The following is a 25,162-nucleotide window of genomic DNA, read 5'->3' on the forward strand; positions in this document are numbered from 1 at the left end:
AAAACCGTTTAATTCTGTTATTATCTGTTCTTATTTTCGCATTTCTGGTTGGCAACCGTGCAGGATGTCTTGCATGCCGACTGGCAGGATGCCTGGCATTCGCCGCAGCCGCCTTTTGCAGCGCTTTCCTTAAGATTCGCTTGATTCAGCGTTCTGATCTGCTTCAATTTAAAAGCCTCCGTTTCACTGTGTTAGATAAGGTCGAAACTATTATAGCAACGATACAGGAAATAGTCAAAAAATTATTTATGCTTCGGCTTCGTTTTCTTGCTGACCGACAGAACACCACCGACAGAACCGGACAAAACCATAACCAGCAGACGAACACCGGATTGGGCCGGCTCCGTCGCCTTATTCGAAATTGCAAGTCCCGAGAACAAAAACAGCGCAAAAAGAAGCATTCCGGCCGCCGCACCGAATAACAGCCCTCGTTTTTTCGAAATTTTAGCCGCAATATATCCGGCGGCAAACGCGCTGAGAACAGACACTGCTATGACCAGGGGCGATAAAAGCCCCTGCGGGATGCTTTCTGCCGAAACAAAAGCCAATGCTAAAACGCCCAGAAAAACAGCACATAGGAAAGCCCCTGCAACGGAGCCGATCACAATCGCGCGAACAGCGTCCAAAACAGGTTTTCTATTCATTGACTTAGAACTTTTTATCGTAACCGCCCCCTCCAATATCCTGACTAATAGATATTCAGAGAAAGCGGCGGATATTACTGCTGAAAATGACTATTCCGCAGTATCATGGACCGTATCCACACTGCCTACCGCCCATTTTTTTATTTTCATTTTTGCGCGGTCGGTACCGGTTTCAATAATCAGTGTGTTCGCATCGTCTTTCATTCCTACAACACGGCCTACAATTCCGCCGATTGTCGTGATATCATCGCCGATCTGAACACTGCTGCGCATTTTTTCTTCCTGTTTCTTCTTCTTTTGCTGGGGTCTCATCAAAAGGAAGTAAAAAATGCCGACGATTACAGCCATATAAAGGATAGTTATCCAAAGGCTGTCGCCCGCTCCGGCAGTTCCGCCGGTCAGTAAAAAGTTCATTAGTAACCAACACCTCTCTCTTAATGTTTAGATTATATCAGTAAAAATGTTTCCATGCAAGGTTTTCTCAAATTCTGCGGTTCAAAACTTTCAGATTATCCTGATAATAACGTTCAAAGGTTCCATTGTCCAAAGAAGCCCTGATTTTTTCAAACAGGCTGTTGTAAAAATAAATATTATGCATAACGCAAAGCCGCATGGCCAGCATTTCCCCGCTTTTGAATAAATGATGGAGATAAGCACGGGAAAAATTTCTACAGACCGGACAGTCGCAGTCCGAGTCCAGCGGGGATTCGTCCAGCTCGTACTTTGCATTGAACAGATTCCGCCGTCCCTGCCAGGTAAAAACATGCCCATGCCTGGCGTTGCGGGTGGGCATGACGCAGTCGAACAGGTCCACGCCTCTTTTGACCGCTTCCAAGATGTTCTCCGGCGTCCCAACGCCCATCAGGTATCTCGGCTTATCCTGCGGCATTTCCGGAATAACCGCATCAATAATGCGATACATTTCCTCGCTGCGTTCCCCGACAGCCAGACCGCCGATTGCATAGCCGTCCAAATCAAGCTCCCGGATCCTTTTCATACAGTCGATCCGAAGATCTTCATAGGTGCTTCCCTGATTAATTCCGAACAGCATCTGCCGCGGGTTAATGGCTCCGGGTTCCCGATTCAGACGGTCCAGCGCCGCTTTGGAACGTTTCAGCCAGCGGATGGTACGTTCGCAGGATTCCCGCGCATATTCGTATGGTGCGGGATTCTGCACGCACTCGTCAAAGGCCATTGCAATCGTGGATGCAAGGTTCGACTGGATTTTCATACTTTCCTCCGGCCCCATGAAAATTTTCCGGCCGTCAATATGGGACGCAAAGGTAACGCCGTCTTCCGTTATATTTCTCAGTTTTGCAAGAGAGAAAACCTGAAATCCGCCGCTGTCCGTTAAAATCGGACCGTCCCAGCGGGTAAACTCGTGAAGCCCTCCCAAAGTTCTGACAGTTTCATCACCGGGGCGGAGATGCAGATGATAGGTATTGCAAAGCTGCACCTGACATTTCAGATTTTTTAAATCCAGCGCGGATACCGCGCCTTTAATCGCACCGGCGGTTGCGACGTTCATAAACGCTGGCATCTGAATCGTTCCGTGCGGCGTTTCAAATTCGCCGCGCCGGGCTGGGCCGCAGTTTTTTATGAGACGATACATAGCAGCCATCCTTTAATAATACATTAATAAATAAACATCGCGTCCCCGAAACTGAAAAAGCGGTATTTCTCTTGTACCGCCGTCCGGTAAGCGTTCATAATATGCTCATAACCGGCAAGGGCGGAGACCAGCATGATCAGCGTGCTTTCGGGAAGATGAAAATTTGTAATCAGCCCATCCAGCACCTTAAACCGATAACCAGGATAAATGAAAATATCCGTCCATCCGGCACACTCCCGAATACAGCCTTCTTTGGTTCCTACTGCCTCCATCGTTCTGCAGCTTGTGGTCCCAACAGCGATCACCCGCCCTCCGTTCTTTTTCGTCCTGTTGATCAGGTCGGCCGTCTGCGCGGAAAGATAGTAATGCTCCGAATGCATCTTATGCTCCGTAATTTTTTCGGCTGTGACAGGGCGAAAAGTACCAAGGCCGACGTGAAGCGTAACAAAGGCGAGTTCGATCCCCTTGTCCCTGATTTTCCGGAGCAGTTCCGGGGTAAAATGAAGTCCCGCCGTCGGCGCGGCGGCCGACCCCACTTCTTTTGAATAAACAGTCTGATACCGTTCGTTATCTCTCAGTTCTTCCTTAATATAATGAGGCAGAGGCATCTGTCCTATTTTGTCCAGTATTTCATAAAAATTTCCTTCACAGGTGAAACGGGCAAGGCGATTCCCGTCTTCTATAATGTCCAGGATCTCCGCGCGCAAAAGTCCGTTTCCAAACGTAAATTTCGATCCGATTTTAGCCCGTCTTCCGGGTCCGGTCAAGACCTCCCATATATCGCCTTCACGGTGATTCAGCAACAGGAATTCGACCTTGGCACCCGTTTCGTCTTTTATTCCGAACAACCTCGCCGGAAGAACACGGGAATCGTTGAGCACCAGACAGTCCCCCGGATTCAGGTAATCGATGATATCATAAAAGTGCCGATGCTCTATTTCTCCCGTTTTGCGGTTCAGCGTAAGCAGGCGGGAGGAATCCCTCGGCTCCGCCGGCGTCTGAGCAATCAATTTCTCTGGAAGATCGTAGTAAAAATCTTTTGTTTTCAGATTTTTTAAATCAAGTTCCATTTTTAATTCTCCCATTCAGTTGCATTCGTCTACCAACAGTCTATTATAAATAAATTGACAAGCAATAGCAACCCATGCTATTATATTTTATGATTTATCCAAACTACAGATAGAGGCGCGAATTTCAAAATTAGCGGGTGCGAGGCAGCCAGAGCCGAAGACCACCCGTGAAAGGGAAAATCGCCGAAGGGGATACCACCGTGGCAGGGGATCCGCCTGGTTAACCTGCGAACAGCATGTTAACTGTCATCAGTCTTTGATGGAGAGCTATCGGCTTTATGAACGCGGCGTTTGCCGTCTTATAAATCGACAGTACCAAAAGTATTCTGATGACCGGTATTCTACCGGCTTTTTTATTACACAGATATTTTTTCTTATCCTTTCATATATTATTTAGGAGGCCTGTTGTCATGAAAAATTATCGGGTTGGAATTATCGGCGCGACAGGCATGGTGGGGCAGCGTTTCGCCGTGCTTTTGGAAAATCATCCGTGGTTTACCGTAACCGCGTTGGCCGCAAGTGAACGGTCCGCCGGTAAGACCTATCGTGAAGCCGTGGGCAAACGTTGGCTGATGACCTCTCCCATGCCGAAAAATTTGGAAAACATGATTATCATGGATGCCGAAAAAGACAAAGACAAAATTGTCGAAGCGGTCGATTTCGTCTTCTGTGCGGTTAATATGGATAAACAGAAAACCCGTGATCTTGAAGAGATGTATGCAAAAGCGGAATGCCCCGTTGTTTCCAACAACAGCGCCAATCGTCTGGTTCCGGATGTTCCGATGCTGATTCCGGAAATCAACCCCGGCCACACAGACGTCATTCCGGCACAGCGGAAACGGCTCGGGACAAAACGCGGCTTTATCGCGGTAAAACCAAACTGCTCCATTCAGACTTATGTTCCGGCAGTCACTCCCCTTCTGGATTTAAACGTTACTAAAATACTCGCATGTACCTATCAGGCAATTTCAGGAGCCGGCAAAACCTTTGAAACATGGCCGGAGATGGTCGATAATGTGATTCCGTTTATCGGCGGTGAAGAGGGTAAGTCGGAAAACGAGCCGATGAAAATCTGGGGCCATGTTAAAAACGGCGCCATTGTAAACGCCCCCGCCCCCAACATCACGACGCAATGTCTGCGTGTTCCTGTGAGCGACGGTCATACGGCTGCCGTATTTCTGTCCTATGAAAAGAAAATTCCGATTGATGAAATGATTCAGCGTTGGGAAAACTTCAGCGGGGAACCACAGAAGTTGGGACTCCCCAGCGCCCCGAAAAAATTTCTGTATTATTTTCAGGAAGAGGATCGTCCGCAGTCACGCCTGGATCGGAATCTCGAAAACGGTATGGCGGTTTCGATCGGACGTTTGCGCCCGGACAGTCAATACGACGTTAAATTTGTCTGCCTGTCGCACAATACGCTGAGAGGTGCCGCCGGGGGCGGTGTTTTGATGGCTGAATATCTCTGTGCAAAGGGATTCATGGATTAATATATTGATAACCGGGAGGTAGAATAATGATGAAAAGGCTTGTCTTCACGGGTTCCGGCGTTGCTTTGGTAACTCCTATGAAACAGGACGGCTCCGTTAATTATGAAGTACTGGAGCGTCTGGTCGATTTTCACATCAAAAGCGGTACCGACGCGATTATAGCCTGTGCCACAACCGGAGAATCCCCCGTCCTCAGTCACGAAGAACACTGCAGGATCGTCGAATTCATCGTAAAGAAAGTTGATAAGAGGATTCCGGTGATCGCAAGTTCCGGAAGCAATGATACCAGATATGCCGTGGAATTGTCACAGTCGCTTCAGGATGCCGGCGCGGATGCGCTTCTGCTGATTACGCCTTATTACAACAAAACGTCGCAGACCGGATTTATCAGACATTTCCATTACATTGCCGACCGGGTAAATCTTCCAATGATTTTATATAATATTCCATCCCGGACCGGCTGTAATATTAAACCGGAAACTTATGTGGAACTGGCAAAGCATCCCAATATCGTCGGCACAAAGGAAGCCAACGGCGACCTGGCCGCCTGTGCAAAAACAATCTCTCTGTGCGGTGACGACCTTGCCGTTTATTCCGGGGAAGACAACCAGACTCTGCCGATTCTTTCCTTAGGCGGCAAAGGGGTAATCTCTGTTTTCTCCAATATTCTTCCTAAAGTGATGAAGCAGATCTGCATGGATTATCTTAATGGAGACACAGAAGCTTCACGTCAATCGTTTTTAAAATATCTGGAACTGATGGACGCACTTTTCTGGGATGTGAACCCTATTCCGGTCAAGGCCGCAATGAACGATATGGGATTTGACTGCGGAGAATGCCGTCTTCCCCTGACTAATTTAAGTGATGATCTAAGCCATAAACTGCTCGAGGTACTGAAAAAATATCAGTTAGTCGAATAGAAACACAGCAAATCATTGAAAAGGACGAATCAAATAAAATGTTAAAAATGATCCTAAGCGGATGCAGCGGCACAATGGGAAAAGTGATTGATCATTGCACGGCTGAGCGCAATGATATTGAAATTGTCGCAGGGATCGACCTGCACACCGGGTCCGATCATTCGTTTCCGGTTTATCCTTCGCCGGAACAAATCAGCTGCAGCGCCGACGTTCTGGTCGATTTTTCGAATCCGGCACTTTTAAATCCGCTTTTGGAATTTGGCAAAAAGACAAAACTGCCTCTTGTGCTCTGCACAACAGGGTACGATAAAAGTCAGGTCAAAGCTCTGCAAGAAGCCTCCGGGGAAATCCCGATATTTTATTCCCGCAATATGTCCATGGGAATCAACTTATTAATCGAGCTTGCCAAAAAAGCGGAGCGTGTCCTTGGCAGCAGCGGCTTTGATGTGGAAATCGTCGAAGCACATCATAATCAAAAAATCGACGCTCCCAGCGGAACCGCGCTGATGATAGCAGATTCCATTGCCGAGGCCTCCGGTAAACAAATGCACTATCTGTATGACCGCCATTCACAGCGAAAAAAACGTTCCGTTCGGGAAATCGGAATTCATTCCATTCGGGGCGGTACCATTGTTGGGGAGCACCGGGTACTATTTGCGGGTCCGCATGAGGTTCTTACGATCTCTCACTCCGCGCAGTCCAAAGAAATTTTCGCGCACGGTGCGATCAATGCGGCCGTATTCCTTGCGCGTAAAGAAAAAGGACTTTACAGTATGGCTGATCTCATTCAAGAGGAGGACTGAAAATGAATTTGTCACCTAAAATCACCACCGTCTCCGACATTACTCTGATCACTCTTCAGAAATGCCCGTCGGAACTAAAATTCATTGCAAACATCTTCCAAAGAATTGCGAAACTTGGCGTTGATGTAGACATGATTTCTCTGGCCCCTACGCAGGGAGCTTATACCTCTGTTTCCTTTACAATTTCGGATAACAATCTTGACAAGATATTAAGCTTTACATCAGAGCTTCGCAACCAACGTCAAGTCAGCGCGGTTGCCAGCAGCGGCAACTGCAAAATATCAGTTTACGATGCCGGAATGATCGATTCTCCGGGTGTTGCAGCAGAGGTTTTCGATGTTGCTTCTACTGTTCATGCGGATATTCGTTTGATTACCACTTCTGAAGTTGACATATCGCTTCTGGTTACTGCGGCAGATTTTCAGGAAACCCTGAACGCGCTAACAAAAAGGTTTCACGATTAACAGCATGATAAAGGAATCCCCGGTTGCAGAAAATCTGTAACCTGGGATTCCTTTATTTATGATATTTACCGTGATTGATGATTTGAAACGCACGGTAAATCTGCTCGCAGAGCATTACTCTGGCAAGCTGGTGCGGAAAGGTCATTGCAGACATAGAAAGGCGAATAGAAGCATGTTTTTTGACTCGGTCCGAAAGGCCAAACGAGCTGCCAATGATAAAACTGATTTCGCTGGTACCGTGCAAGCTTAAAGTGCGAATCAAATCCGCCATCCGCTCTGAGGAAACGGATTCCCCTTCGATGCACAAAGCCGCGACGAAGGAATCTCCCGTCAGCTTCAAAACCCGGTCGGCTTCCGTCTCCAAAGCCGCTAGTATCTGTGATTTTCCGGGATTATCCGGCAAACGGCTTTCCGGGAGCTCCGTGATCGTAAACCGGCAAAAGGAGCATAGCCGTTTTTCATACTCCTCGCAGGCTTTTCTCCAGTAGTCTTCCTTTAATCTTCCAATACTAATCAAATTGCATCTTAACATTAAAAAATAATTATTTTCCCTTCCGCGTTTTCTTTCGGCGCGATAGAAAGCTCAAAGTCAACCCCCTGCTTTAATCCTGACATGGTAAGTGCGCACAGAGAGGTTTGATAAGCCAGCTCCGGCGTATTGTTTTCTGAGCTGAGATGCGCCAACACAAACCGGGTTGTTCCACTTGCCGCCAGCCCATTTAATTCTTCAGCGCAATCCGTATTGGACAGGTGCCCTGTTTTTGATAAGATCCTTCTTTTAAGCGGGTATGGGTACGGTCCGTTTTGCAGCATTCCAACATCGTGGTTAGACTCTAAAACCACCATGTCAGCGCCTGTAAGCTCGTGGCGAACCTCATCCGACAAAAAGCCAAGGTCAGTCGACACCGCGACCGTTCTGCCGTCACGAGTATCAATTCTATACCCTATGCCCTCCGCACAGTCGTGAGACGTATGAAACGGCTTTATGTACATACCCGCATATTCCACGCCGTTCCCGTCGATCATTTGCGCTTCATATTTTTCGCTGAGACAGTCAAGAAGCTCCAGTTCGGATAAGGTTCCCGCAGAAGCAAAAACAGGCAGTCGATGGCGCGAGGCAAAAACCCGGAGTCCTTTGATGTGATCGGAGTGCTCATGCGTTACAAAGATTGCCTTAACTGCCTCGCACTTGATTCCGCAGTGTTCAAGCATTGCATCCAGTTGTTTTGCGGTTCTGCCCGCATCGATCAGAATTCCTGATTCTTCGGACCCTATGTAATAACTGTTCCCGCTGCTTCCACTGAAAAGGGTACAAAAACGTGCCAATTTATTTCCTCCATTGTCTTTTCTTGCCATATCCTAAAAAAAAGGGACGACCTTTGTCCGTCCCTTCTCCCTAAAAATCGTTAAACGACTTTAGCCGATTCGCTGTCGGGAATATGAATCCGACGAATATCCGCACCAAGCAAACGCAACTTGTTTTCCAAATCCTCATAGCCGCGTTCAATATGGCGGATATCTTCAATCTGCGTTACTCCGTGCGCGCAGAGAGCCGCTATGATCATCGCCGCTCCCGCGCGAAGATCCGTAGCTCGTACCGGGGCGGCATTCAGGTGGTCTATCCCTTCTATGACGGCAATTTTTCCGTCAACAGATATCTGGGCTCCCATCCGTTTCAGCTCCTCAACATAGCGGAAACGGTTATCCCACACGCTCTCGTTAATCATGCTCGTCCCGTTTGCAATAGAGAGAAGCACTGCGATCTGAGGGTGCATATCCGTAGGAAAACCGGGATGCGGCATCGTTTTGATATTGCACTTATTCAGTAATCCGTTTCGGGCCACACGAATAGAATCGTCAAATTCTTCGATTTCAACGCCCATTTCTTCCAACTTGGCGGAGATTGATTCAAGATGTTTCGGAATTACATTTTTTACCAGTATATCACCGCGGGTTGCCGCCGCGGCCACCATGTAAGTCCCCGCTTCAATCTGGTCCGGAATAATCGAATAGGTGGTACCGTTTAAATGCTCAACGCCGTAGATTTTAATGACATCCGTACCGGCTCCCCTGACATCGGCCCCCATGGAATTTAAAAAGTTGGCCAGATCGACAATATGCGGCTCTTTGGCAGCATTTTCAATGACCGTCGTACCCTTCGCCCTGACGGCGGCCAGCATAATATTTACCGTTGCGCCAACAGAGACAACATCAAGATAAATGCTGCATCCGGTAAGCTGGTCGGCAGATACGTCCACCATTCCGTTTTCCAGCTTGTATTTCGCGCCAAGGGCTAAAAAGCCCTTCAGGTGCTGATCGATCGGACGGACTCCAAAATCACAGCCGCCCGGCATTGTAACCACCGCATGATGAAAACGCCCCAGCAAAGCCCCCATCAAATAATAGGAACCGCGGATATGCCGTGCAAGTTCGTCAGACACGATATGTGTATGAATGGACCTGGAATCAATTTCAAATGTCGATTTATTGATTGTGCGGATTTTAGCGCCCATATCATATAAAATGCCTGTAATGGATGATACGTCCGTAATATCCGGGACATTTTCAATTCGGCAAACACCGTCTGAAAGAATCGCCGCCGGTATGATTGCAACAGCTGCGTTCTTCGCGCCGCTGATATTGACCTCTCCGGAAAGACGACATTCACCTTTAATAACGAATTTATCCAATGCGGTCGCTCCAATCTCTTAATTGACAATACTATTATAACAAGTTTTTATCAAATATTTAGAGTATTCGTCATTTTACCGCACTTGTAAATATTTGAATAAAACCACGTAAATTTAAACATAAAAAATGGTATAAGCCTACATCCAATCAAAAGGGAATTCAGCCATATTACACCTTATTGATAATAATACAGGAAACTTTAAAAGTCAATATCAACACAAAAATGATTCGCCGTTTGAAGAAACGGCGAATCCCTATCTAATTGTGGACATATAACATAGGATTTACCTTTGTTCCATTTTTTATAACCTCAAAGTGACAATGTGGCCCGGTGGAATTCCCTGTGCTGCCCACTTTTGCGATTGCCTGGCCTTTTGAGACCTTTTGTCCCACCGTAACAAGGATTTTGCTGCAATGTCCGTACAAAGTGCTTATGGTGCCGTTGTGGCGGATGACAACCCGGTTTCCGTAACCTCCGTCCCATCCTGCCGCCGTTACAACGCCGCCGTCCGCGGCGACAATCGTCTTTCCATATGCGCTTGAGCCGGATATGTCAATCCCGGTATGAAAGCTCCCCCAGCGCCAGGTAAAATAAGTTGTAATCGTATGCAAAGACGGCACAGGCCACATCAGACTTCCGCTGCTGACACCGCTTCCCGTTTTCGGTCTCTTTTTGGTACCCGTCAAAACAACTTTATCAACAGGCTGAGACAGTATGGTACTGCTAATGGATTCCCGCTTTGTTTCTACTCCGTTTACGGTGTATACCTTATCGACACGCTGCTGTAATCCATCTGCGCCCTGTGTCAGGACTTTCGTGTAGTCCGTATATTTGGTATCATCATTTTGGGTAATCGTTTTAAATGGAATCGAGACCCGATAAGTTTCGGTCTTAACGAGCTCAACCTTCAGCTTTGGTTCGGCAATTTCAAGATTAATCAGATCGCCCGGATGGATGGAATCGCCAAGTTGATTGTCGTTGATTTTGTTGAGACCGGAAATCGTCATGTTATTTGCTTTGGCAATGGATGTAACGGTATCCCCATCCTTGACGGTGTAAGTCACCCCCGCTTTCGAGGTACTGTTCAGGATTTTTTTCATATCATCCGTTGAAATGATTGAAATCGTTGGGTACAGTCCGTTTTCAATTTCAACGTTCTGTGTAAACTGAGCCGTTGCGTTTTGATCATTGCCCTTTGCGGCATCCAGCAGATTCTGAATCAAATATCTTAAGTCCGCACTGCTTTTCACAGCGCCGATCAGTTCGCCGTCAACATATAATCCGCTGGCTTCTTCAATAATGCCGTTGGACTGCTCGATCAACTTGTTACAAACAAAAGAAGCGGTTGCGAAAGCACTGTTCCCTACGGAAAGCTTAAAATTCGGTTTAAAGCTCAGTTGCGATTCACTGTCCACAGTATCATGGACCATTCGCTGGTTCACCATTTCCGTGGCTTGTTCATAAGTGTTTTCGTTCTGTATCACGGCGATTTGTTTCCCGTTGTTCTCAAGGACCAGTCCATAACTTAAATGATTCCAGTATTGAACGGTGAAAAACAGAGCTAAAACAGACACGGTCGGTACGGCAATATTGAGGATGGAAAAAACAAATTTTTTGTGAAGCCGGAAGCTGATACCGGTAATGTGAAAACATTCTTTTAAAACAGCCAGCGCGCCCTCACGCCGGGCATCCGATAATCGCTTTTTCGCGATCGAAAAGCCTTCTCGAATCGAATGTAGCTCCGTTTTCAACCAAAGAAATCTTCTGCCTAGCAGAAGAAAGTACAAGCGCTTACAGACATTCGTAAACGGTCGAAAGAATATTGATAACTTACGCCGCTGATGCTTTAGAATCCGGATCGATTGTATTCCAACAATATATAAGAAGCGGCAAAAGCAGGTACCTGTATCCTGTAACTTCAGCCGGGCCGCCCCCCAGCCAGGGTCCGGCAGCTTGGCCAGCTTTTGAACCCGCATGCAAACAAATCCTTTCAAGGTTTAAATAATTACAACTTTGTAACTCTCGCTCTTTATCATATAACAAAAGTTACAAGTTTGCAACCCTTTAAAAGGAATTCCTGTTCTTAGAAATTGTAATTCAATTTTTCAACCGTCCAGTTTTCAATAACCGGCAGAAAGGCTTTCACTTCCTGTACCGTACCGGACAGGTCATGCTCCAGGTAATTGCCGCATTCCGAAGCCGCAGCACCCGGAATAGGCCCTTCATATTCCGAAATTTTTTGAAAAGTATCGACAATCAGGCGAATCGCTTCGGACGGTTTCGTATTCCGAAGCAAAAGATAAAAGCCGGTTCTGCATCCCATCGGCCCAAAATAGATCACACGATCTTTCAACTCCGAGTTCCTTGCAAATGTGGCAAACAAATGCTCTATGGTATGAAGAACCGGATTTGGAAGAAACGGCGGAATATTCGGTCTTCTCATCCTAATATCGTAGGTGACAATATCTCCGTCAACGCGTGAGGTGTAAATACCGGGTAAAAGTTTGTTGTGGTCAACGCAAAAGCTCGCAATGCGTTCCATCATAAGCCTCCTTAACAAAATGGAATATCATGTGTCAGCTCGGTCAGGTCGGCTGTTTCAAACTCATGCAAAAAATACCGACTTTCCTGAACGGACAAATCAAACAGATCAAAAAAGCTTTCTTTTCTTACGGTCGAATCTTTTTCCGGACTTTTCCATTCGGAATGCAGGATATTCGCGTAATCAAATTCATCCTGTTCGCTGATTCCGCGAATCACGCTGGAAACAAGATATTTTTTCGTCAGCTTTTCCAGCGCTTCCGCAACCGGTTTTTTTATCATCCATTTATCGTTGAGAAATCCGCAGATCTTTCTGCAGTCCGCCATCGCATGAAGCAGCTCGTTTTCCTGGTTATGAACCCCATAGAGCCGTTCAAGAACATAAGAGTACAGCCGCATGACCGATTCCTGTGCTTCCTTATTTTCAGGCACTGTGATTCTTAAATCGAAGTCGTTCGCAAGAGTTCCGGTTATGGAGCGCAGGATAATGCCGTCCAATACTGATTCCACGTGATTGTGAAGAAATCCGTCCCCCCTGCCGGGATACTTCTTGCGCAAAGTTCTGACATTCCAGTAAACAAACGGATGGGCGGTCCTGTCCAGACTGTAATGACACAAAAATCCGGAAAGATAAGACTCCGACCTTTCATCTCCTCTTGTTTGCTGATAATCGCGCATTACGGATAACAGCCGGGACGGCGCGTCATGGTGCAGCCGGCTGCCCATGGTGCGCAGATTTTCCCGAAACGGCTGAAAAAGCCTGTGGTAATAAAGAAAATCAGGCCCCTGTGCACCCCAAAGAAAAGCGTCCATGGATTTCGGGGTATTGTTTTTCTGAACCCGTAGCGCATGGTAGTAATGTGTAATGGCGGCGGGCAATTCAATCATCGTCCCAACTAGAAAAATTTATTCCTTTGCAAATAGAAAGGAATGCAGCAGTCTGCCGCATTCCTCATTTTAGCACAGGACCAAAGAATTTTAAAGGACCTTTGATAAAAAGTCTTTCAACCGCGGATTTTTCGGCCGCGTAAAAAACTCGTCGGGCCTGGCTTCCTCCAGAATCTGGCCATCCGACATAAACAAAACCCGGGTCGCCACTTCTCTCGCAAATCCCATTTCGTGGGTTACGACGACCATGGTCATGCCTTCATCGGCCAGTTCCTTCATCACCTGAAGAACCTCTCCAACCATTTCCGGGTCAAGCGCGCTGGTAGGTTCATCAAACAGCATGACATCCGGCTCCATGGCTAGCGCCCGAACGATTGCGATACGCTGCTTCTGACCGCCGGACAGCTGCCCCGGGTATGCGTCAGCCTTGTCTGCCAACCCAACACGTTCTAAGAGCCGTTCCGCCTGCGTTTCGGCGTCCTTAGGGGCTTTCAGCTTCAAGGTGACGGGAGCGAGGGTAATGTTCTGTCTTACCGTCAGGTGAGGAAACAGATTAAAGTGCTGAAAAACCATTCCCATTTTGCGGCGGTGACGGTCAATGTCACACTTGGGGGTATTAATCTGCTGGCCCTCAAACCAAATTTCGCCTTTCGTCGGCTGTTCAAGAAGATTCAGGCAGCGCAGAAACGTGCTTTTTCCGGAACCGGACGGTCCGACTACAACAACCTTTTCCCCTTTTTCTATCTCCTGATTAATCCCTTTGAGAACCTCAATGTCACCGTCAAGCGTATGGAAGCTTTTGGAAAGATTTTTAACGGTTATCACTTCTGTGCAGCCTCCTTTCAAAGTGAGTAAGAGCAGTGGTAAGTCCTATCACAATTACTAAGTATACCGCTGCGGTTGTTAACAGCGGCGTATACGGCTGGTAAGTAATGCTAAGAATAATATAGCCGCCCTTTGTCAAATCCTGAATCCCAATATAACCGGCCACGGAGGTTTCTTTCAGCAGAGCGATAAATTCATTGCCGATTGCGGGAAGGACATTTTTCAAGGCCTGCGGAAAAACTATTTTGATCATTGTTGTTCTCTGGCTTAAGCCGAGCGATCGCCCTGCTTCAATCTGTCCTTTATCAACCGACTGAATTCCGCTGCGGATGACCTCCGCCACATAAGCCCCCGAATTAATTCCAAACGCTAAAATAGCTGCGGTAATGTCACTGACCTTTGCTTGATTCAGGATAATATAATACATGATCATCAGTTGAACAACCACTGGTGTTCCACGGATTAATGTTAAGTACAAACTGCAGATGTTATTCGCAATCCGTAGTTTTTTAGGATTATTTCCATGGCCTACTTTGACTAATGCTACCAGTGTACCAAGCAGCACCCCAAGCAGCACTGCAAACAGCGTGATAATCAAGGTGTTTTTCAAGCCATCTATAATGTAATGATATCGGTTCTTATAGATTAAACACTGATAAAGCTGATCGGACAGTCGCAGGTATAGGTTTACAAAGAACCGTGTAAATTTGCTACCCGTATCCGCCGCTAAAGTTATTGAAAAAAAAGAAAACAGTAGGTTCATTAGCATCCTCCCGCTGAAAACAGCAGTATGCAGGGCGCAGAAACACTCTGCACCCTGCATATTTTATTTCTTCAAATTATTCCCCAGTCAGTGAAGATTGATATTTTTCAATAATCTGATCCAACTCTCCACTTGATTTCATCTCTTTCAGGACCTCATCAATTTGATCCAGCAGCGCAGTATTTCCTTTTTGAACTGCGATTGCGTACTGTTCGCTGGTTAATGAATCGTCCAACTTAACAAGTTTATCAGAGTTTTTCTGAACAAATTTTGTCGCCGGGAAATTATCAATGACAACCGCGTCGATTCTTCCGTTGATCAAATCGGAAATGGCATCCGACCCTTTGTTATAGCGCTTCACGGAAGCTACCTTAATGTCACTTGTTCCGTCTTCATTTGTGCAAAAAGTATCACCGGTCGTTCCCTGTTGAACTCCCACATTTTTACCATTTAAGTCCGTACGGGATTTAATATTACTGCCCTTTGGGACAATGATTGCCTGTGACGCGTCAAAATACGGATCAGAAAAATCGACATTCTTTCTACGATCATCCGTTGCCGTCATGCCAGCTGCCACAAAATCACATTTATTCGTTTGCAATTCCATGATCAAAGATGCAAATTCAACATCATTGATCTTCAACTCAAGGCCCAGTTTATCAGCAATTTTATTCGCGATTTCCACGTCAATGCCGACAATCTTGTCGTTGTCTCTATACTCAAACGGTTCAAATTCCGCATTAGTGGACATGGTCAGCGTACCGTCTGTAATCGTCTTTATAGCTCCGGAAGAAGATGCCGAAGACGCCGCCTTCGCGGAAGAAGGCGTTCCCGCAGAAGCACCTGATGCAGCCTCACTGGAAGAACTGCTGCTTTGCGAGCAAGCTGCTAAAGAAGCAGACATAGCAATCGCAAGGACAAGTGCCGCAAACCTCTTAGCTTTTTTCATAACGAACAACCCCTTTATTAAATTCGAAAATCATTGTCTGAAAGGATTATACCGCATAATTATTCATAATTCAAGTCATTTTACGAAATATATTGAAAAATTATTCAGAAGAATCGGTATATGCGGAATTTCGCATAAATTTCAGAAGCTTTTCCATGTCATCTGGTAAACTATGAACAAATCTCATTGTTCGCCGGTTAACCGGATGATGGAACCTGATTTCAGTACAGTCGAGGGCCTGTCTGCTTACTTTTGAAAGATTCCCGCCATAGAAATCATCCCCCGCAAGCGGATGGCCGGCGCTGGATAAATGAACTCGAATTTGATGGGTCCTTCCCGTTTTTAATTTTAGAGCCAGCAGGCTGTGGCCGTGCCCGGAAAAAAGGCTGCGCCATCGGGTCAGTGCATATTCTCCGTCCGAACGCACAGCCCGCTGCAGCTTGTGGCCTTCTTTAATCCCTATCGGTTTCTCAATTTCCCCGCTTCCGGTCAAAACGCCTTCGCAAATGGCCAGATATGTCTTTTTTACATTTCCGGCAAGCACAGAAGCCGCATAGGAATGCTTTGCCAATAAAACAAGGCCTGTCGTATCCCGGTCAAGCCGGTAGACCGGCCGAAACGAGTGCTGTTCCCCTCGGCCTGAAAAATAATGCGCAACCGCGTTTGAAAGGCTGTCGCGGTCATGCCCCGGCGACGGATACATCGGCATCCCAGCCGGTTTGTCAACCACAATCAAGTCCAGGTCCTCATAGACAACCAAGATCGGAATATCCGCAGTTTGGGGTATTTTATGATCCTGAGGCAGGCAAAGGCTGATGTGGTCTCCTTCTCCTAAGCATTCGGTTACAATCGCGTGTCTTCCGTTTACGGCAATCCCCATGGGCGTTCTTTTCAATTTTGCCAGCAGTCGAGTCGATATCGCACAATAGCCTTGAAGAAAGCTTTTCAGTTTTACACCCTGATATCCGGATGGTACCGTAAATTCAATGATTCGTATTTTAATCTCCACCATTCACACAATTCTTCCATTCCAATCTCCAAAGCAGGATTCTCCTTTGGCAAAGATCCGCTCAAATTCACTACTTGAAAAGAATGGTATATTTGCAGGAAAAAGAATCATAATAGACTCTGAAAAGGAGGTGAAGAGTCTTGGAAAAACAATCTTCAAGGCAGGACAATCAACAATGCTCCCGAAATACAAAATATGACAGTAATATGAAACAGAACAAAAACAACAAATCCTGCGAAAGTACGGAAAGCCAAGAAAACACCCAGGCTTGCAACAGGAACAATCAAAACAGCAAAGGCTGAAAGACACTTGTACCGGACGATTCTGCTGAATTCGCCCGGTTATTTTTTTTCGGATTTTAATCTTTCAATCAGTTCGCGAAGCGTTTTGTCTTCGGGTCTTACTTCCCGGAAACCCTCGCCCGTAATTTCGCCTGCGTCTCCAACGATCAAAAAAGCGTTTCTGTCAATGGTCCGAACAATATCCTTGATTTTTACGACCTCATAACGTCGTGCGGCGCAAAGAAGGACTTCACCCTTTCTGCCGGTATAAGCGCCTTTGGAATCCAGATACGTCACGCCGCGCTCCACGTCGGTCAGAATTTCCTGCGCGATCCGCTCGCTCTTTTCCGAAATGATAAAAATCACTTTGCCGGTCCCAACATCCGTGCCGTATAAGATTGTGTCGATCATTCTGGATGAAACAAAGATCGCAATCAAAGCATACAGCGCACTTTCAATGCTGCGATAGGCGATCGCTGAGATCACAACAATGACAAAGTCAACGCAAAGCATCAGCTTTCCCATCGAAACAAACCGTACTCTGCGGTTCAGCAGGCGCGCAATCAAATCAGTTCCGCCGGTCGTAGCGCCGCGCATAAAGACAAGGGATAGGCCTGTGCCATCCAACAGGCCCCCAAAAATTGCAGCAAGCATCGGATTGCCGCTATAGGGCGGTATCAAAACGGAAAGGATATCGATCGCGCTGGCAACAAAAACGGTAGCAATCATGGTCTTTCCAACCAGCTTGTAGCCGATTTGCAGAACGGCCCAGATAAAAATCGGAATGTTGAGAAGCAGACTCATCATTCCGATCGGCAGACCGGACAGATAGTTGATCACCGTGCTGAGTCCGGTCACACCGCCGGGCGCAATATGATTCGGGGCGGTAAACATTCTGACGCTGACAGCGCATAGAATACTCGCAGCGGCGTAGTAAAGAAAATCCAGCAGCAGCTCTTTCGCTCCGTTTTTCAGGTGCAGCAGCATAAACTTTTAATCCTCCCCGCAAACAGTTTCAAACAGTTCGCGCAGACGGTCCAGCCTCCCGCTCAGATATAGATATCCGAAAAGGGACTCGAAGGCGGTAGCGGCATGATATTCAGCGGGGTCCGAATTTTTGGGGACATGATTGCTGTGGGCATTTCTGCCTCTCCGCAAAATATCCTGCTCTTCCTGGGTCAGAACAGGCAGAAGCTTTTGTACAAATGCGGCCTGTGCATGTGCGCAGACCTGTTCAACGGCAGCCCGGTGTAATTTTGAAACCGGGCGCTCTGCCTGACAGACCAGTCTTTCACGAACAAACACTTCAAATACCGCGTCGCCGATAAATGCCAGGGACAAAGCCCCCATACGTTTTGGGTCACACGCAACATTGTAAAATCGTTCCAACCGGCGCACTCCTACTCCATATAATCAAATTCAACCCCGTAAATACTGACCGTGTCACCCTCATGAACTCCCTCTTTCCGCAGCGCATCATCCACACCGGTATGAAGCAGCACTCTTTCGAAATAACGAAGAGAATCCACGTCGTCAAAGTTGACAGAGCGCAGGACCGGAATCAACCATTCGCCTTCCACAACATAAACGCCATTGTTGTTTTCAACCTTCACTTCGTGCCGGCCGATCTCTTCAACCGGACGCTGCGGCTCAGGCTCCGGATCATAACGCAGCACCGGCGGAAGCTTCTGCAGTAGCTCATCGATCCGCTTCATAAGCGGATCCACCTGATAGCGGATTGCCGCCATCATCGGGAAAAATTCAAATCCCTGATTCTCGACAAACGCTTTAAAATCCTGTATCTTGGTATCATCCGTCAGGTCGCATTTATTGCCGGCAACCAGCATCGGCCGTTTCGCAAGTTCCGGATTGAACTTTTTCAGTTCGGAATTGATGACCCGAAAATCCTCTTTCGGGTCGCGTCCTTCGCTTCCGGAGACGTCGACAATATGGATCAGCAGCCTGCACCGTTCCACATGCCGCAGAAACTGATGTCCCAATCCGGCTCCCTCGTTCGCCCCTTCAATCAGCCCCGGGATGTCGGCGATGACAAACGAGCGCTCCGGCCCCATGCGAACAACGCCAAGAACCGGCGTAAGAGTGGTAAAATGGTAATCTGCAATTTGAGGCTTCGCCTCGCTGACAACGGAAACCAAAGTTGATTTCCCAACGTTCGGAAATCCGACAAGTCCGACATCCGCAAGCAGTTTCAGCTCCAGCTGAACTTCGAACGCTTCACCCGGTACGCCGGGCTTTGAAAATCGGGGAGTTTGCCTGGTTGCCGTCGCAAAGTGGGAATTTCCCCAGCCGCCCCGGCCGCCCTTTGCAATAATCTGAGGCTCATCCGCCGAAAGGTCGGCAATCAGCCGCCCTGTTTGGGCGTCTTTCACAAGCGTGCCCCGCGGAACGCGGATGACCAGATCTTTGCCGCCCCGCCCGCTGCAGCGCTTTCCTGACCCGTTCTGTCCGTTTTCCGCCGCAAACTTTCTGCGGTAACGAAAATCGGACAGCGTTGATTGATTATCGTCCACCTGAAAAACAATGTCTCCGCCACGGCCGCCGTCGCCGCCGTCCGGACCGCCCGACGCGACATATTTTTCTCTGTGGAACGCGACGGCCCCGTCGCCTCCATCTCCCGCTTTTATATTGATTTTTGCGTGGTCTATAAACATAAGTGAAGCTCCTTTACTCCCGCTTCTGCCGGATCAACCATAACTTTCCAGTAGCAGTATACCATATTTTGCTCCATAATAGCAAAAAAATCCCGGGTTTACCACCCGGGATCTTTTTCTGTACCGTAAGGCGGAATTACTGCTCCTCGGCATAAACGCTGACCTTTTTACGGTCGCGGTCGTAACGCTCGAATTTCACCTTGCCGTCAATCAGGGCAAACAGAGAATCATCGGAACCAATGCCGACATTGTTGCCCGGATGAATATGGGTACCGCGCTGTTTTACCAGAATATTGCCGGCCAGAACAAACTGACCGTCACTGCGCTTCACGCCGAGGCGTTTAGACTCGGAATCACGGCCGTTCTTGGTGGAACCCATTCCTTTTTTATGAGCAAAAAGCTGAATGTTAATCTGCAGCATGCTTTACACCTCCGTATCAATGATCTGAATATTTTGAGGATACTGCTGACGGAGTGCCGTCAAATGAAGCCGCAGCCCCCTTAGTGGAACTTTACAGGCTTCGGCATCCTCCGAAGCAATTTTACAGTCCAAGTAACCGTCCTTTACGCACAGCGAAGCGTTCACTCCTACGACATCCGTAATCGTGTTTGCCGTAAGATAAGCCGCGGAAGATACCGCCGCACATACAATATCGTAACCCGCTTCGTCGGCTCCGGAATGGCCGCTGATACAAAAACCGGCGTTCTTCCCGTCGCGAAACGTAAAAAACTCAACACAAATCATAGGTTTCAGGCGTTGATTTCCGCAATCTGAACCTGAGTGTACGGCTGCCTGTGACCCATTTTGCGCTTTTCATTCTTTTTTGCCTTATAGGTAAAGACCGTAATCTTCTTCCCTTTGCCTTCTTTCAGTACTTTGCCCGTTACGGTGGCTCCGTCAAGATACGGTGCTCCAACCTTTGCGCCATCCTCGCCGACAATGGCAAGTACCGGGAACTGAACCGTGGAATCTTTTTCCAGCGCAAGCTTTTCCACAAAAATGACATCGTCCTTCTGGACTTTGTACTGCTTGCCGCCGGTCTCAATCACTGCAAACATGAAATGTAGTTCCTGCCTTTTCTTAGTCTCGCTATTTACGGGCGGGTTTCCCTCTTAAAGCCCGGAATAAGCGGCCTATCTATGGTATCATATTCCGTCAAATTTGTCAATGAAACCTGCATCAATTTTTCCTGGAGGAAAGTGCAATGGCCAGTTCGCGCAAATAATCTCCCCGTGCGCCGAAGCAGGAAAGCGCTGCCGTCGCCTCATCGGTCAGACTCTGTACAAGGGCGCGGGCCTTCTCCATGCCGAGGATGGATACATAAGTGCTTTTCCCATTTTCCAGATCGCTTCCAATCGGTTTGCCAAGCGAGTCCTGCTCGCCTTCCACGTCGAGGATATCGTCCTGAATCTGAAATGCAAGACCGATCGACTTGGCGTATTTTTCAGCCGCATGCAGTTTTTCCTCCTCTGCATCAGCAAGAACGCAGCCCATTTTTGCGGCCGCCACGATGAGTGTGCCCGTTTTGCACTCATCCATGTAAATCAGAGTATCGGCCGGTATTTTCTGGTCCTCGCTTTGCAGGTCGATCATCTGCCCGCCCGCCATTCCGTAGGCGCCGGAGGCCCTTGCCAGAATACCGGCCGCCCGCGCAGCACGCTGCGGGCCGACTGAAGCAATGCTGTCTTGCGAGAGCATGGTTTCAAAGGCCATTGTCAAAAGCGCGTCCCCCGCCAGCAAAGCCCGGGCCTCTCCAAACACAACATGATTTGACGGTTTCCCCCGGCGCATGGAGTCGTCGTCCATACAGGGAAGGTCGTCGTGGATCAGCGAATAGGTATGGATCATTTCGAGAGCACAGGCAAACGGAATCGCGGATTCCTGGTCGCCCCCGCAAGCGCCGCAGAATTCCAGAAGCAGAATCGGCCGGATCCGTTTGCCGCCCAACAGAAGGCTGTATCGCATTGCCTGAAACAGCCCGCCCTGCAACAGCTTTTCCTCCGGAACATACTTCTCAAGTCCCGCCTGAATCGCTTCGGCGTAATTCCGCGGTTCAATCCTGCTCATCCGTTTTTCCTTCCTTTTGATCCATCTCCGTGATCTCCCGCACCTTTTGCTCGGCCTCGGTCAGCTTCCGGTAACAGAGCGAGGACAGGGCGGAACCTTCTTCAAAGAGTTTCAGGGATTCTTCCAGAGAGGTTTCCCCCGATTCCATCGTCCCGACGATTTCTTCCAACCTTGCTGCGGCTTCTTCAAAACTCAGCTTCTGTTTCACAGCACTCCAGCCTCCGATCGTTTCTTTTTTCTCATGCGGACATTTTCCACCACACAGTCAATATTGCCGTCGTTCATTTTCATGGAAAGAAATTCGCCCTTCCTTACTTTGGAAGCACTGCCGATCGGGCTCCCGTTCTCATCACAGGCCACCGCGTATCCACGCGACAGCACGGCAAGAGGACTGAGTGCGTTCAATCGCCCGCTTTCAGATGACAAAATAGTATGGCAGCTCTGTATTTTCCGGGACATATGACCGTTCAACGCGGAAGAAAACTGTGTGATTACCTGCTTTCTCTGTTCCAGCCGCTCTGCCGGGTTGCGAAAAACACCGCTGTCGGAAAGCTGGTCGATCCGCCGGCCCGCGTCGGAGAGGACGGACTCAATCGCCTGATTAAGACGCTGTCTCATACCGCGAAGCTCCGCTGCCAGCTCCATTCTGTCGGGGACCGCCAATTCCGCCGCCGCGGAAGGCGTCGGTGCCCGCAGGTCGGCGGCAAAATCACAAATCGTGAAATCCGTTTCGTGCCCGACCGCGGAAATCACCGGAATATGGGAGGCCGCAACCGCACGGGCGACCGATTCCTCATTAAACGGCCACAAATCTTCCAGTGAACCTCCGCCCCGCCCGACGATCAACACATCGGCGCAGTTCAAGCGATTGAACCGTTCAACCGCATCGGCGATCTGGGGCGCGGCCTCCGTCCCCTGAACCGCCACAGGACAAAAAACAATTTCAGCCGCCGGGTATCTTCGGCCCAGCACCGTAAGAATATCATGTACCGCAGCGCCGGAGGGCGAAGTGATGACTCCGATTCTTTCCGGATATTTCGGGATCTGCTTTTTCTTTCCGAATAAACCCTCGGCCTCCAGTTTTCTTTTTAACTGTTCAAACGCAATGCTCAAAGCGCCGACTCCGTCGGGCTGCAGATCTTCAATGTAAAGCTGATATTGACCGGTCGCCTCATAAACGCTTACACGGCCCCGGGCAATTACTTTCATGCCGTCCTCCGGCACAAACCGCAGGCGCTCCGTATAACGCGCAAACATCACCGCTTTTATGACGCTCTTTTCATCCTTTAACGACAGATATAAATGGCCTGAGCGATAATAATTTTTGAAATTTGAAATTTCTCCCGAGACAAAAACCTGCGTCAGATGCGGATCCTGTTCAAAAACGGAACGAATGTACGTATTCAGCTGCGTAACGCTCAAAACCATCGGCGTAATCCGGTTCACTGCAAATAACCTTCTTTCCACGCGGCAAGCACGGCGATCCCGGCGGCATTGTCACAGGAATATTCGGGCTCAGCAAAAAATGCTCCGTACTTTTTTTCCAGTGCGATTCGAAGAATGCCGTCGCTCATGACGCCGCCCGCAAATACAAGAGGAAGTTCCCCGTACTGCTTTAAAAGGACTTCCGCCATTCCGTCCAATGCCGCCAGAATGGAAGCGAGGCAGAACGCGGCAATCTCTTCTTTCGGCGTGCCCCTGTCAAGCATGGCCCTGCAGCGGTTTTCAATCCCGGAGAGCGAACAGTCCGCCCCCTTTAAAGTTGCCCGAACGGCTGAAGGGCGTTTTACTCTGCCGGCGAGCGCCTCCAGTTCCTTTCCTGCAGGAAAAGGGAGTCCAAGCATGGCGCCGACCCGGTCAACTGCCTGTCCGCCTTTCAGGTCCAGCGACCTGGCTACGATTTCAGTCTGAAAAACCTGTTTTTTTTCCGGCGTTGCCAGCACGGCTTCCGTCGTTCCTCCGGAAACGTGAAACGCAAGAAACCGCGTCTTAAGAAGATCGACTTTACCCGCAGAATACAGTGCCGCGGCAATATGCCCCTGCTGATGGGAAAACAAATGTAGCGGCAACCGGCAGACCTGGGAAATTGCTTTCGCAGACCCAAGGCCGGCAAGGAAGCAGGGCATATAGGAACTCTCCATGCTTCTCGGCCGGTCGGACGCTCCAACCGCCTCGATTTCCGAATCAGCAAGAGAAAGCGCGGAGAGCACCTGCGGCAGTTGGACCACATGATGAAAAACAGCGTCGCTCTGGCGGAGGCCCAGTTCTCCTTTCTTCACCGGCAGCGGCATTTTATTCTGGCTGACTACTCCGTCATTCCAGAGAGCCGCGGAGGTCGTATAGTTACTGGTGTCGATTCCCAATACGCTAGGCATGTTCCGCTTCCTGTGTCTTTGCCAGCGAACCCAGGACTCCGTTTACAAACGGTGCGTCTTCGGCGGTTCCATATTTCTTGGCGAGCTCGACCGCCTCGTTGATGGATACACTGATTGGAATATCTTTTTCATATAACATCTCATATACTGCTAGGCGCAGAATGGAGAGGGACACCTTTGAAAGGCGGCTGACTTTCCACCCGCGGGTAAAACTTTCGATTGTTTCATCCAGCGTCGATTCGTTTGTCTGCACGTTCGCCGCGACCGTTTCCGCAAAATCGTCGATAGGAAAGTCACCGGCCTCGTTTGCGGCGGTTACGACGTCGTCTATGTTTTCATGGTTGATGCTCCTTGCAAAAATCAGAGCAAAAGCCTGCTCGCGCGCTTCGCGTCTTTTCATTGATTTCCCCCGTGAGTTTATAGTTTCGAAGAAAAACCCTCCACACTGTGGAGGGTTCAACCCGTTTACCGATCATCCACGGGAATTATTATACCACATTTGCCTGCGAACACAACTATTCGCATTCAACAATCTTGATTTTATCATAGGAAATACCGGCCTGATCGGCAACAATATCCCGGACCACGATCGCGTCGTTCTGCGTATTGGTCTTGGTCTTTACGACGACGCTGCATTCTTCATTCTGCAGGAATACGACGCAGTCGTCAAAACCTTTCGCCTTAATCAGATTTTCGATCTCAGTTTCCTTCACGATGTTCTGGGCAATCGTGTTCGCCTGCGACACAGCCGTTTGCTTTGCCGCGTCTGTTTCTCCGGCGCCGCTTACAACCTTTTGCAGCATTTCAACGGATTCGTCCCGGGCTTTTTCCCGCGTAAGTCTCGCGGATGCGAAATAGTCGTCTCCCGCGACGCTCGCGCTGGTATCGACCGCCGAAGAATTTTCGCCGGAACTTGCGCCGCTTTCGTTTCCGGACGCGTTGACCAGCAGAGTTTCACCCAGCTCCCGTCCGGACGTGACGGCATTCGTCGCGGAAAGCTGCGTATTCCCCGACAGCGCCCAGTTCAGATAGACGGCCGCCCCCAGCGCAACAACCAAAGACGCAAGAACGAGCTGCCGTTTGCCCATTGTCATAA

32 protein-coding genes and 1 riboswitch are annotated in these 25,162 nt (G+C 48.6%); of the genes, 5 read left to right on the forward strand and 27 right to left on the reverse strand.

All coding sequences use genetic code 11. The features are described from left to right. Positions 1 to 20: 20 nt before the first annotated feature. The 5 genes from scfA to queA all read right to left on the reverse strand — a co-directional run bounded on the left by scfA (position 21) and on the right by queA (position 3,305). Entirely contained in the window at positions 21 to 167 is a 147-nt protein-coding gene (scfA, locus tag CAFE_RS18645; RefSeq protein WP_066644214.1) for a six-cysteine ranthipeptide SCIFF, read from the reverse strand. Between the two features lie 75 nt (positions 168 to 242). Further along, positions 243 to 644, reverse strand: coding sequence for a TIGR04086 family membrane protein (locus tag CAFE_RS18650; RefSeq protein WP_156991422.1), 402 nt, complete (start codon positions 642 to 644; stop codon positions 243 to 245). Between the two features lie 90 nt (positions 645 to 734). Then, positions 735 to 1,058, reverse strand: a complete 324-nt coding sequence (gene yajC / locus CAFE_RS18655; protein WP_066644212.1) for a preprotein translocase subunit YajC — start codon at positions 1,056 to 1,058, stop codon at positions 735 to 737. A 67-nt stretch (positions 1,059 to 1,125) separates the two neighbouring features. Further along, positions 1,126 to 2,256, reverse strand: a complete 1,131-nt coding sequence (gene tgt, locus CAFE_RS18660; RefSeq protein WP_156991423.1) for a tRNA guanosine(34) transglycosylase Tgt — start codon at positions 2,254 to 2,256, stop codon at positions 1,126 to 1,128. A 23-nt stretch (positions 2,257 to 2,279) separates the two neighbouring features. Further along, positions 2,280 to 3,305 carry a tRNA preQ1(34) S-adenosylmethionine ribosyltransferase-isomerase QueA gene (queA, locus tag CAFE_RS18665; protein ID WP_066644259.1) on the reverse strand — a complete coding sequence of 342 codons (1,026 nt, stop codon included), beginning with the start codon at positions 3,303 to 3,305 and terminating at the stop codon, positions 2,280 to 2,282. A gap of 123 nt (positions 3,306 to 3,428) precedes the next feature. Continuing rightward, positions 3,429 to 3,604: riboswitch (Lysine riboswitch) on the forward strand. Positions 3,605 to 3,736: 132 nt separating this feature from the next. Between queA and asd the strand changes: the two genes are divergently transcribed. Genes asd through CAFE_RS18685 form a run of 4 tightly spaced genes read left to right on the forward strand, consistent with a single transcriptional unit; the run spans position 3,737 to position 7,003 of the window. After that, a complete protein-coding gene (gene asd, locus CAFE_RS18670) occupies positions 3,737 to 4,816 on the forward strand; it encodes an aspartate-semialdehyde dehydrogenase (RefSeq protein WP_066644210.1) in 1,080 nt (359 codons plus the stop codon). A 29-nt stretch (positions 4,817 to 4,845) separates the two neighbouring features. Then, entirely contained in the window at positions 4,846 to 5,736 is an 891-nt protein-coding gene (gene dapA / locus CAFE_RS18675; RefSeq protein WP_066644257.1) for a 4-hydroxy-tetrahydrodipicolinate synthase, read from the forward strand. 38 nt (positions 5,737 to 5,774) lie between these two features. Further along, positions 5,775 to 6,539 carry a 4-hydroxy-tetrahydrodipicolinate reductase gene (gene dapB / locus CAFE_RS18680; protein ID WP_066644209.1) on the forward strand — a complete coding sequence of 255 codons (765 nt, stop codon included), beginning with the start codon at positions 5,775 to 5,777 and terminating at the stop codon, positions 6,537 to 6,539. Positions 6,540 to 6,541: 2 nt separating this feature from the next. Further along, on the forward strand, positions 6,542 to 7,003 hold the full coding sequence (locus CAFE_RS18685) for an ACT domain-containing protein (protein ID WP_066644208.1): 462 nt from the start codon (positions 6,542 to 6,544) through the stop codon (positions 7,001 to 7,003). A gap of 52 nt (positions 7,004 to 7,055) precedes the next feature. On the opposite strand, the gene CAFE_RS18690 is transcribed toward CAFE_RS18685, so the two are convergent. From CAFE_RS18690 to CAFE_RS18735, 10 genes are all read right to left on the reverse strand, one after another. Beyond that, on the reverse strand, positions 7,056 to 7,520 hold the full coding sequence (locus CAFE_RS18690; protein ID WP_413814450.1) for a 23S rRNA (pseudouridine(1915)-N(3))-methyltransferase RlmH: 465 nt from the start codon (positions 7,518 to 7,520) through the stop codon (positions 7,056 to 7,058). 14 nt (positions 7,521 to 7,534) lie between these two features. Further along, positions 7,535 to 8,329: an MBL fold metallo-hydrolase gene (locus CAFE_RS18695; RefSeq protein WP_083210002.1), complete on the reverse strand. Its 795-nt coding sequence runs from the start codon at positions 8,327 to 8,329 to the stop codon at positions 7,535 to 7,537. 80 nt (positions 8,330 to 8,409) lie between these two features. Beyond that, positions 8,410 to 9,693 (reverse strand): UDP-N-acetylglucosamine 1-carboxyvinyltransferase, encoded by a 1,284-nt coding sequence (locus CAFE_RS18700; RefSeq protein WP_066644205.1) that lies wholly within the window; start codon positions 9,691 to 9,693, stop codon positions 8,410 to 8,412. 259 nt (positions 9,694 to 9,952) lie between these two features. Beyond that, the gene (locus CAFE_RS20385; RefSeq protein ID WP_267901569.1) at positions 9,953 to 11,446 is read right to left on the reverse strand and encodes a peptidoglycan DD-metalloendopeptidase family protein; all 1,494 of its coding nucleotides are present in this window, start codon (positions 11,444 to 11,446) and stop codon (positions 9,953 to 9,955) included. Between the two features lie 332 nt (positions 11,447 to 11,778). Beyond that, positions 11,779 to 12,237: an S-ribosylhomocysteine lyase gene (locus CAFE_RS18710; protein ID WP_066644204.1), complete on the reverse strand. Its 459-nt coding sequence runs from the start codon at positions 12,235 to 12,237 to the stop codon at positions 11,779 to 11,781. Positions 12,238 to 12,248: 11 nt separating this feature from the next. After that, positions 12,249 to 13,124: a zinc dependent phospholipase C family protein gene (locus tag CAFE_RS18715; protein ID WP_156991425.1), complete on the reverse strand. Its 876-nt coding sequence runs from the start codon at positions 13,122 to 13,124 to the stop codon at positions 12,249 to 12,251. A 90-nt stretch (positions 13,125 to 13,214) separates the two neighbouring features. Then, positions 13,215 to 13,949 (reverse strand): amino acid ABC transporter ATP-binding protein, encoded by a 735-nt coding sequence (locus CAFE_RS18720; RefSeq protein ID WP_066644202.1) that lies wholly within the window; start codon positions 13,947 to 13,949, stop codon positions 13,215 to 13,217. After that, positions 13,936 to 14,712 (reverse strand): amino acid ABC transporter permease, encoded by a 777-nt coding sequence (locus tag CAFE_RS18725; protein WP_083210000.1) that lies wholly within the window; start codon positions 14,710 to 14,712, stop codon positions 13,936 to 13,938. The genes CAFE_RS18720 and CAFE_RS18725 overlap by 14 nt, the downstream gene beginning before the upstream one ends. Before the next feature lie 76 nt (positions 14,713 to 14,788). Beyond that, entirely contained in the window at positions 14,789 to 15,661 is an 873-nt protein-coding gene (locus tag CAFE_RS18730; protein ID WP_156991427.1) for a basic amino acid ABC transporter substrate-binding protein, read from the reverse strand. Positions 15,662 to 15,761: 100 nt separating this feature from the next. Then, entirely contained in the window at positions 15,762 to 16,673 is a 912-nt protein-coding gene (locus CAFE_RS18735) for an RluA family pseudouridine synthase (RefSeq protein WP_066644200.1), read from the reverse strand. A gap of 43 nt (positions 16,674 to 16,716) precedes the next feature. On the opposite strand from CAFE_RS18735, the gene CAFE_RS18740 reads away from it, so the two are divergent. Next, positions 16,717 to 16,869, forward strand: a complete 153-nt coding sequence (locus CAFE_RS18740) for a hypothetical protein (protein ID WP_156991428.1) — start codon at positions 16,717 to 16,719, stop codon at positions 16,867 to 16,869. A 142-nt stretch (positions 16,870 to 17,011) separates the two neighbouring features. Here the strand turns inward: CAFE_RS18740 and CAFE_RS18745 are convergent, their stop codons facing one another. From CAFE_RS18745 to CAFE_RS18800, 12 genes are all read right to left on the reverse strand, one after another. Then, positions 17,012 to 17,938, reverse strand: a complete 927-nt coding sequence (locus CAFE_RS18745; RefSeq protein ID WP_083209999.1) for a YitT family protein — start codon at positions 17,936 to 17,938, stop codon at positions 17,012 to 17,014. A 6-nt stretch (positions 17,939 to 17,944) separates the two neighbouring features. Then, positions 17,945 to 18,340: a Mini-ribonuclease 3 gene (locus tag CAFE_RS18750; RefSeq protein WP_066644199.1), complete on the reverse strand. Its 396-nt coding sequence runs from the start codon at positions 18,338 to 18,340 to the stop codon at positions 17,945 to 17,947. An 11-nt stretch (positions 18,341 to 18,351) separates the two neighbouring features. Further along, positions 18,352 to 19,623: a GTPase ObgE gene (gene obgE / locus CAFE_RS18755; protein WP_156991429.1), complete on the reverse strand. Its 1,272-nt coding sequence runs from the start codon at positions 19,621 to 19,623 to the stop codon at positions 18,352 to 18,354. Between the two features lie 136 nt (positions 19,624 to 19,759). Further along, a complete protein-coding gene (gene rpmA, locus CAFE_RS18760) occupies positions 19,760 to 20,044 on the reverse strand; it encodes a 50S ribosomal protein L27 (RefSeq protein ID WP_066644197.1) in 285 nt (94 codons plus the stop codon). Between the two features lie 3 nt (positions 20,045 to 20,047). Then, a complete protein-coding gene (locus CAFE_RS18765) occupies positions 20,048 to 20,368 on the reverse strand; it encodes a ribosomal-processing cysteine protease Prp (protein WP_066644196.1) in 321 nt (106 codons plus the stop codon). 5 nt (positions 20,369 to 20,373) lie between these two features. After that, complete coding sequence (rplU, locus tag CAFE_RS18770; RefSeq protein ID WP_066644195.1) at positions 20,374 to 20,682, reverse strand: 50S ribosomal protein L21; 309 nt, start codon at positions 20,680 to 20,682, stop codon at positions 20,374 to 20,376. A gap of 121 nt (positions 20,683 to 20,803) precedes the next feature. Beyond that, entirely contained in the window at positions 20,804 to 21,691 is an 888-nt protein-coding gene (locus tag CAFE_RS18775; RefSeq protein WP_066644194.1) for a polyprenyl synthetase family protein, read from the reverse strand. Then, a complete protein-coding gene (xseB, locus tag CAFE_RS20390) occupies positions 21,678 to 21,899 on the reverse strand; it encodes an exodeoxyribonuclease VII small subunit (RefSeq protein ID WP_066644193.1) in 222 nt (73 codons plus the stop codon). Before xseB ends, CAFE_RS18775 begins: the two co-directional genes overlap by 14 nt. Continuing rightward, a complete protein-coding gene (xseA, locus tag CAFE_RS18785; protein ID WP_330594108.1) occupies positions 21,896 to 23,137 on the reverse strand; it encodes an exodeoxyribonuclease VII large subunit in 1,242 nt (413 codons plus the stop codon). Before xseA ends, xseB begins: the two co-directional genes overlap by 4 nt. Next, complete coding sequence (locus tag CAFE_RS18790) at positions 23,134 to 24,066, reverse strand: tRNA (adenosine(37)-N6)-threonylcarbamoyltransferase complex transferase subunit TsaD (RefSeq protein WP_156991430.1); 933 nt, start codon at positions 24,064 to 24,066, stop codon at positions 23,134 to 23,136. The genes xseA and CAFE_RS18790 overlap by 4 nt, the downstream gene beginning before the upstream one ends. Beyond that, positions 24,059 to 24,466 (reverse strand): transcription antitermination factor NusB, encoded by a 408-nt coding sequence (gene nusB, locus CAFE_RS18795; RefSeq protein WP_066644191.1) that lies wholly within the window; start codon positions 24,464 to 24,466, stop codon positions 24,059 to 24,061. The genes CAFE_RS18790 and nusB overlap by 8 nt, the downstream gene beginning before the upstream one ends. A 115-nt stretch (positions 24,467 to 24,581) precedes the next feature. Continuing rightward, positions 24,582 to 25,160 carry a SpoIIIAH-like family protein gene (locus tag CAFE_RS18800; RefSeq protein ID WP_156991431.1) on the reverse strand — a complete coding sequence of 193 codons (579 nt, stop codon included), beginning with the start codon at positions 25,158 to 25,160 and terminating at the stop codon, positions 24,582 to 24,584. Positions 25,161 to 25,162 lie beyond the last annotated feature (2 nt).

Source organism: Caproicibacter fermentans (genome assembly GCF_009746625.1).
In the GTDB taxonomy this organism is placed as follows: domain Bacteria; phylum Bacillota; class Clostridia; order Oscillospirales; family Acutalibacteraceae; genus Caproicibacter; species Caproicibacter fermentans.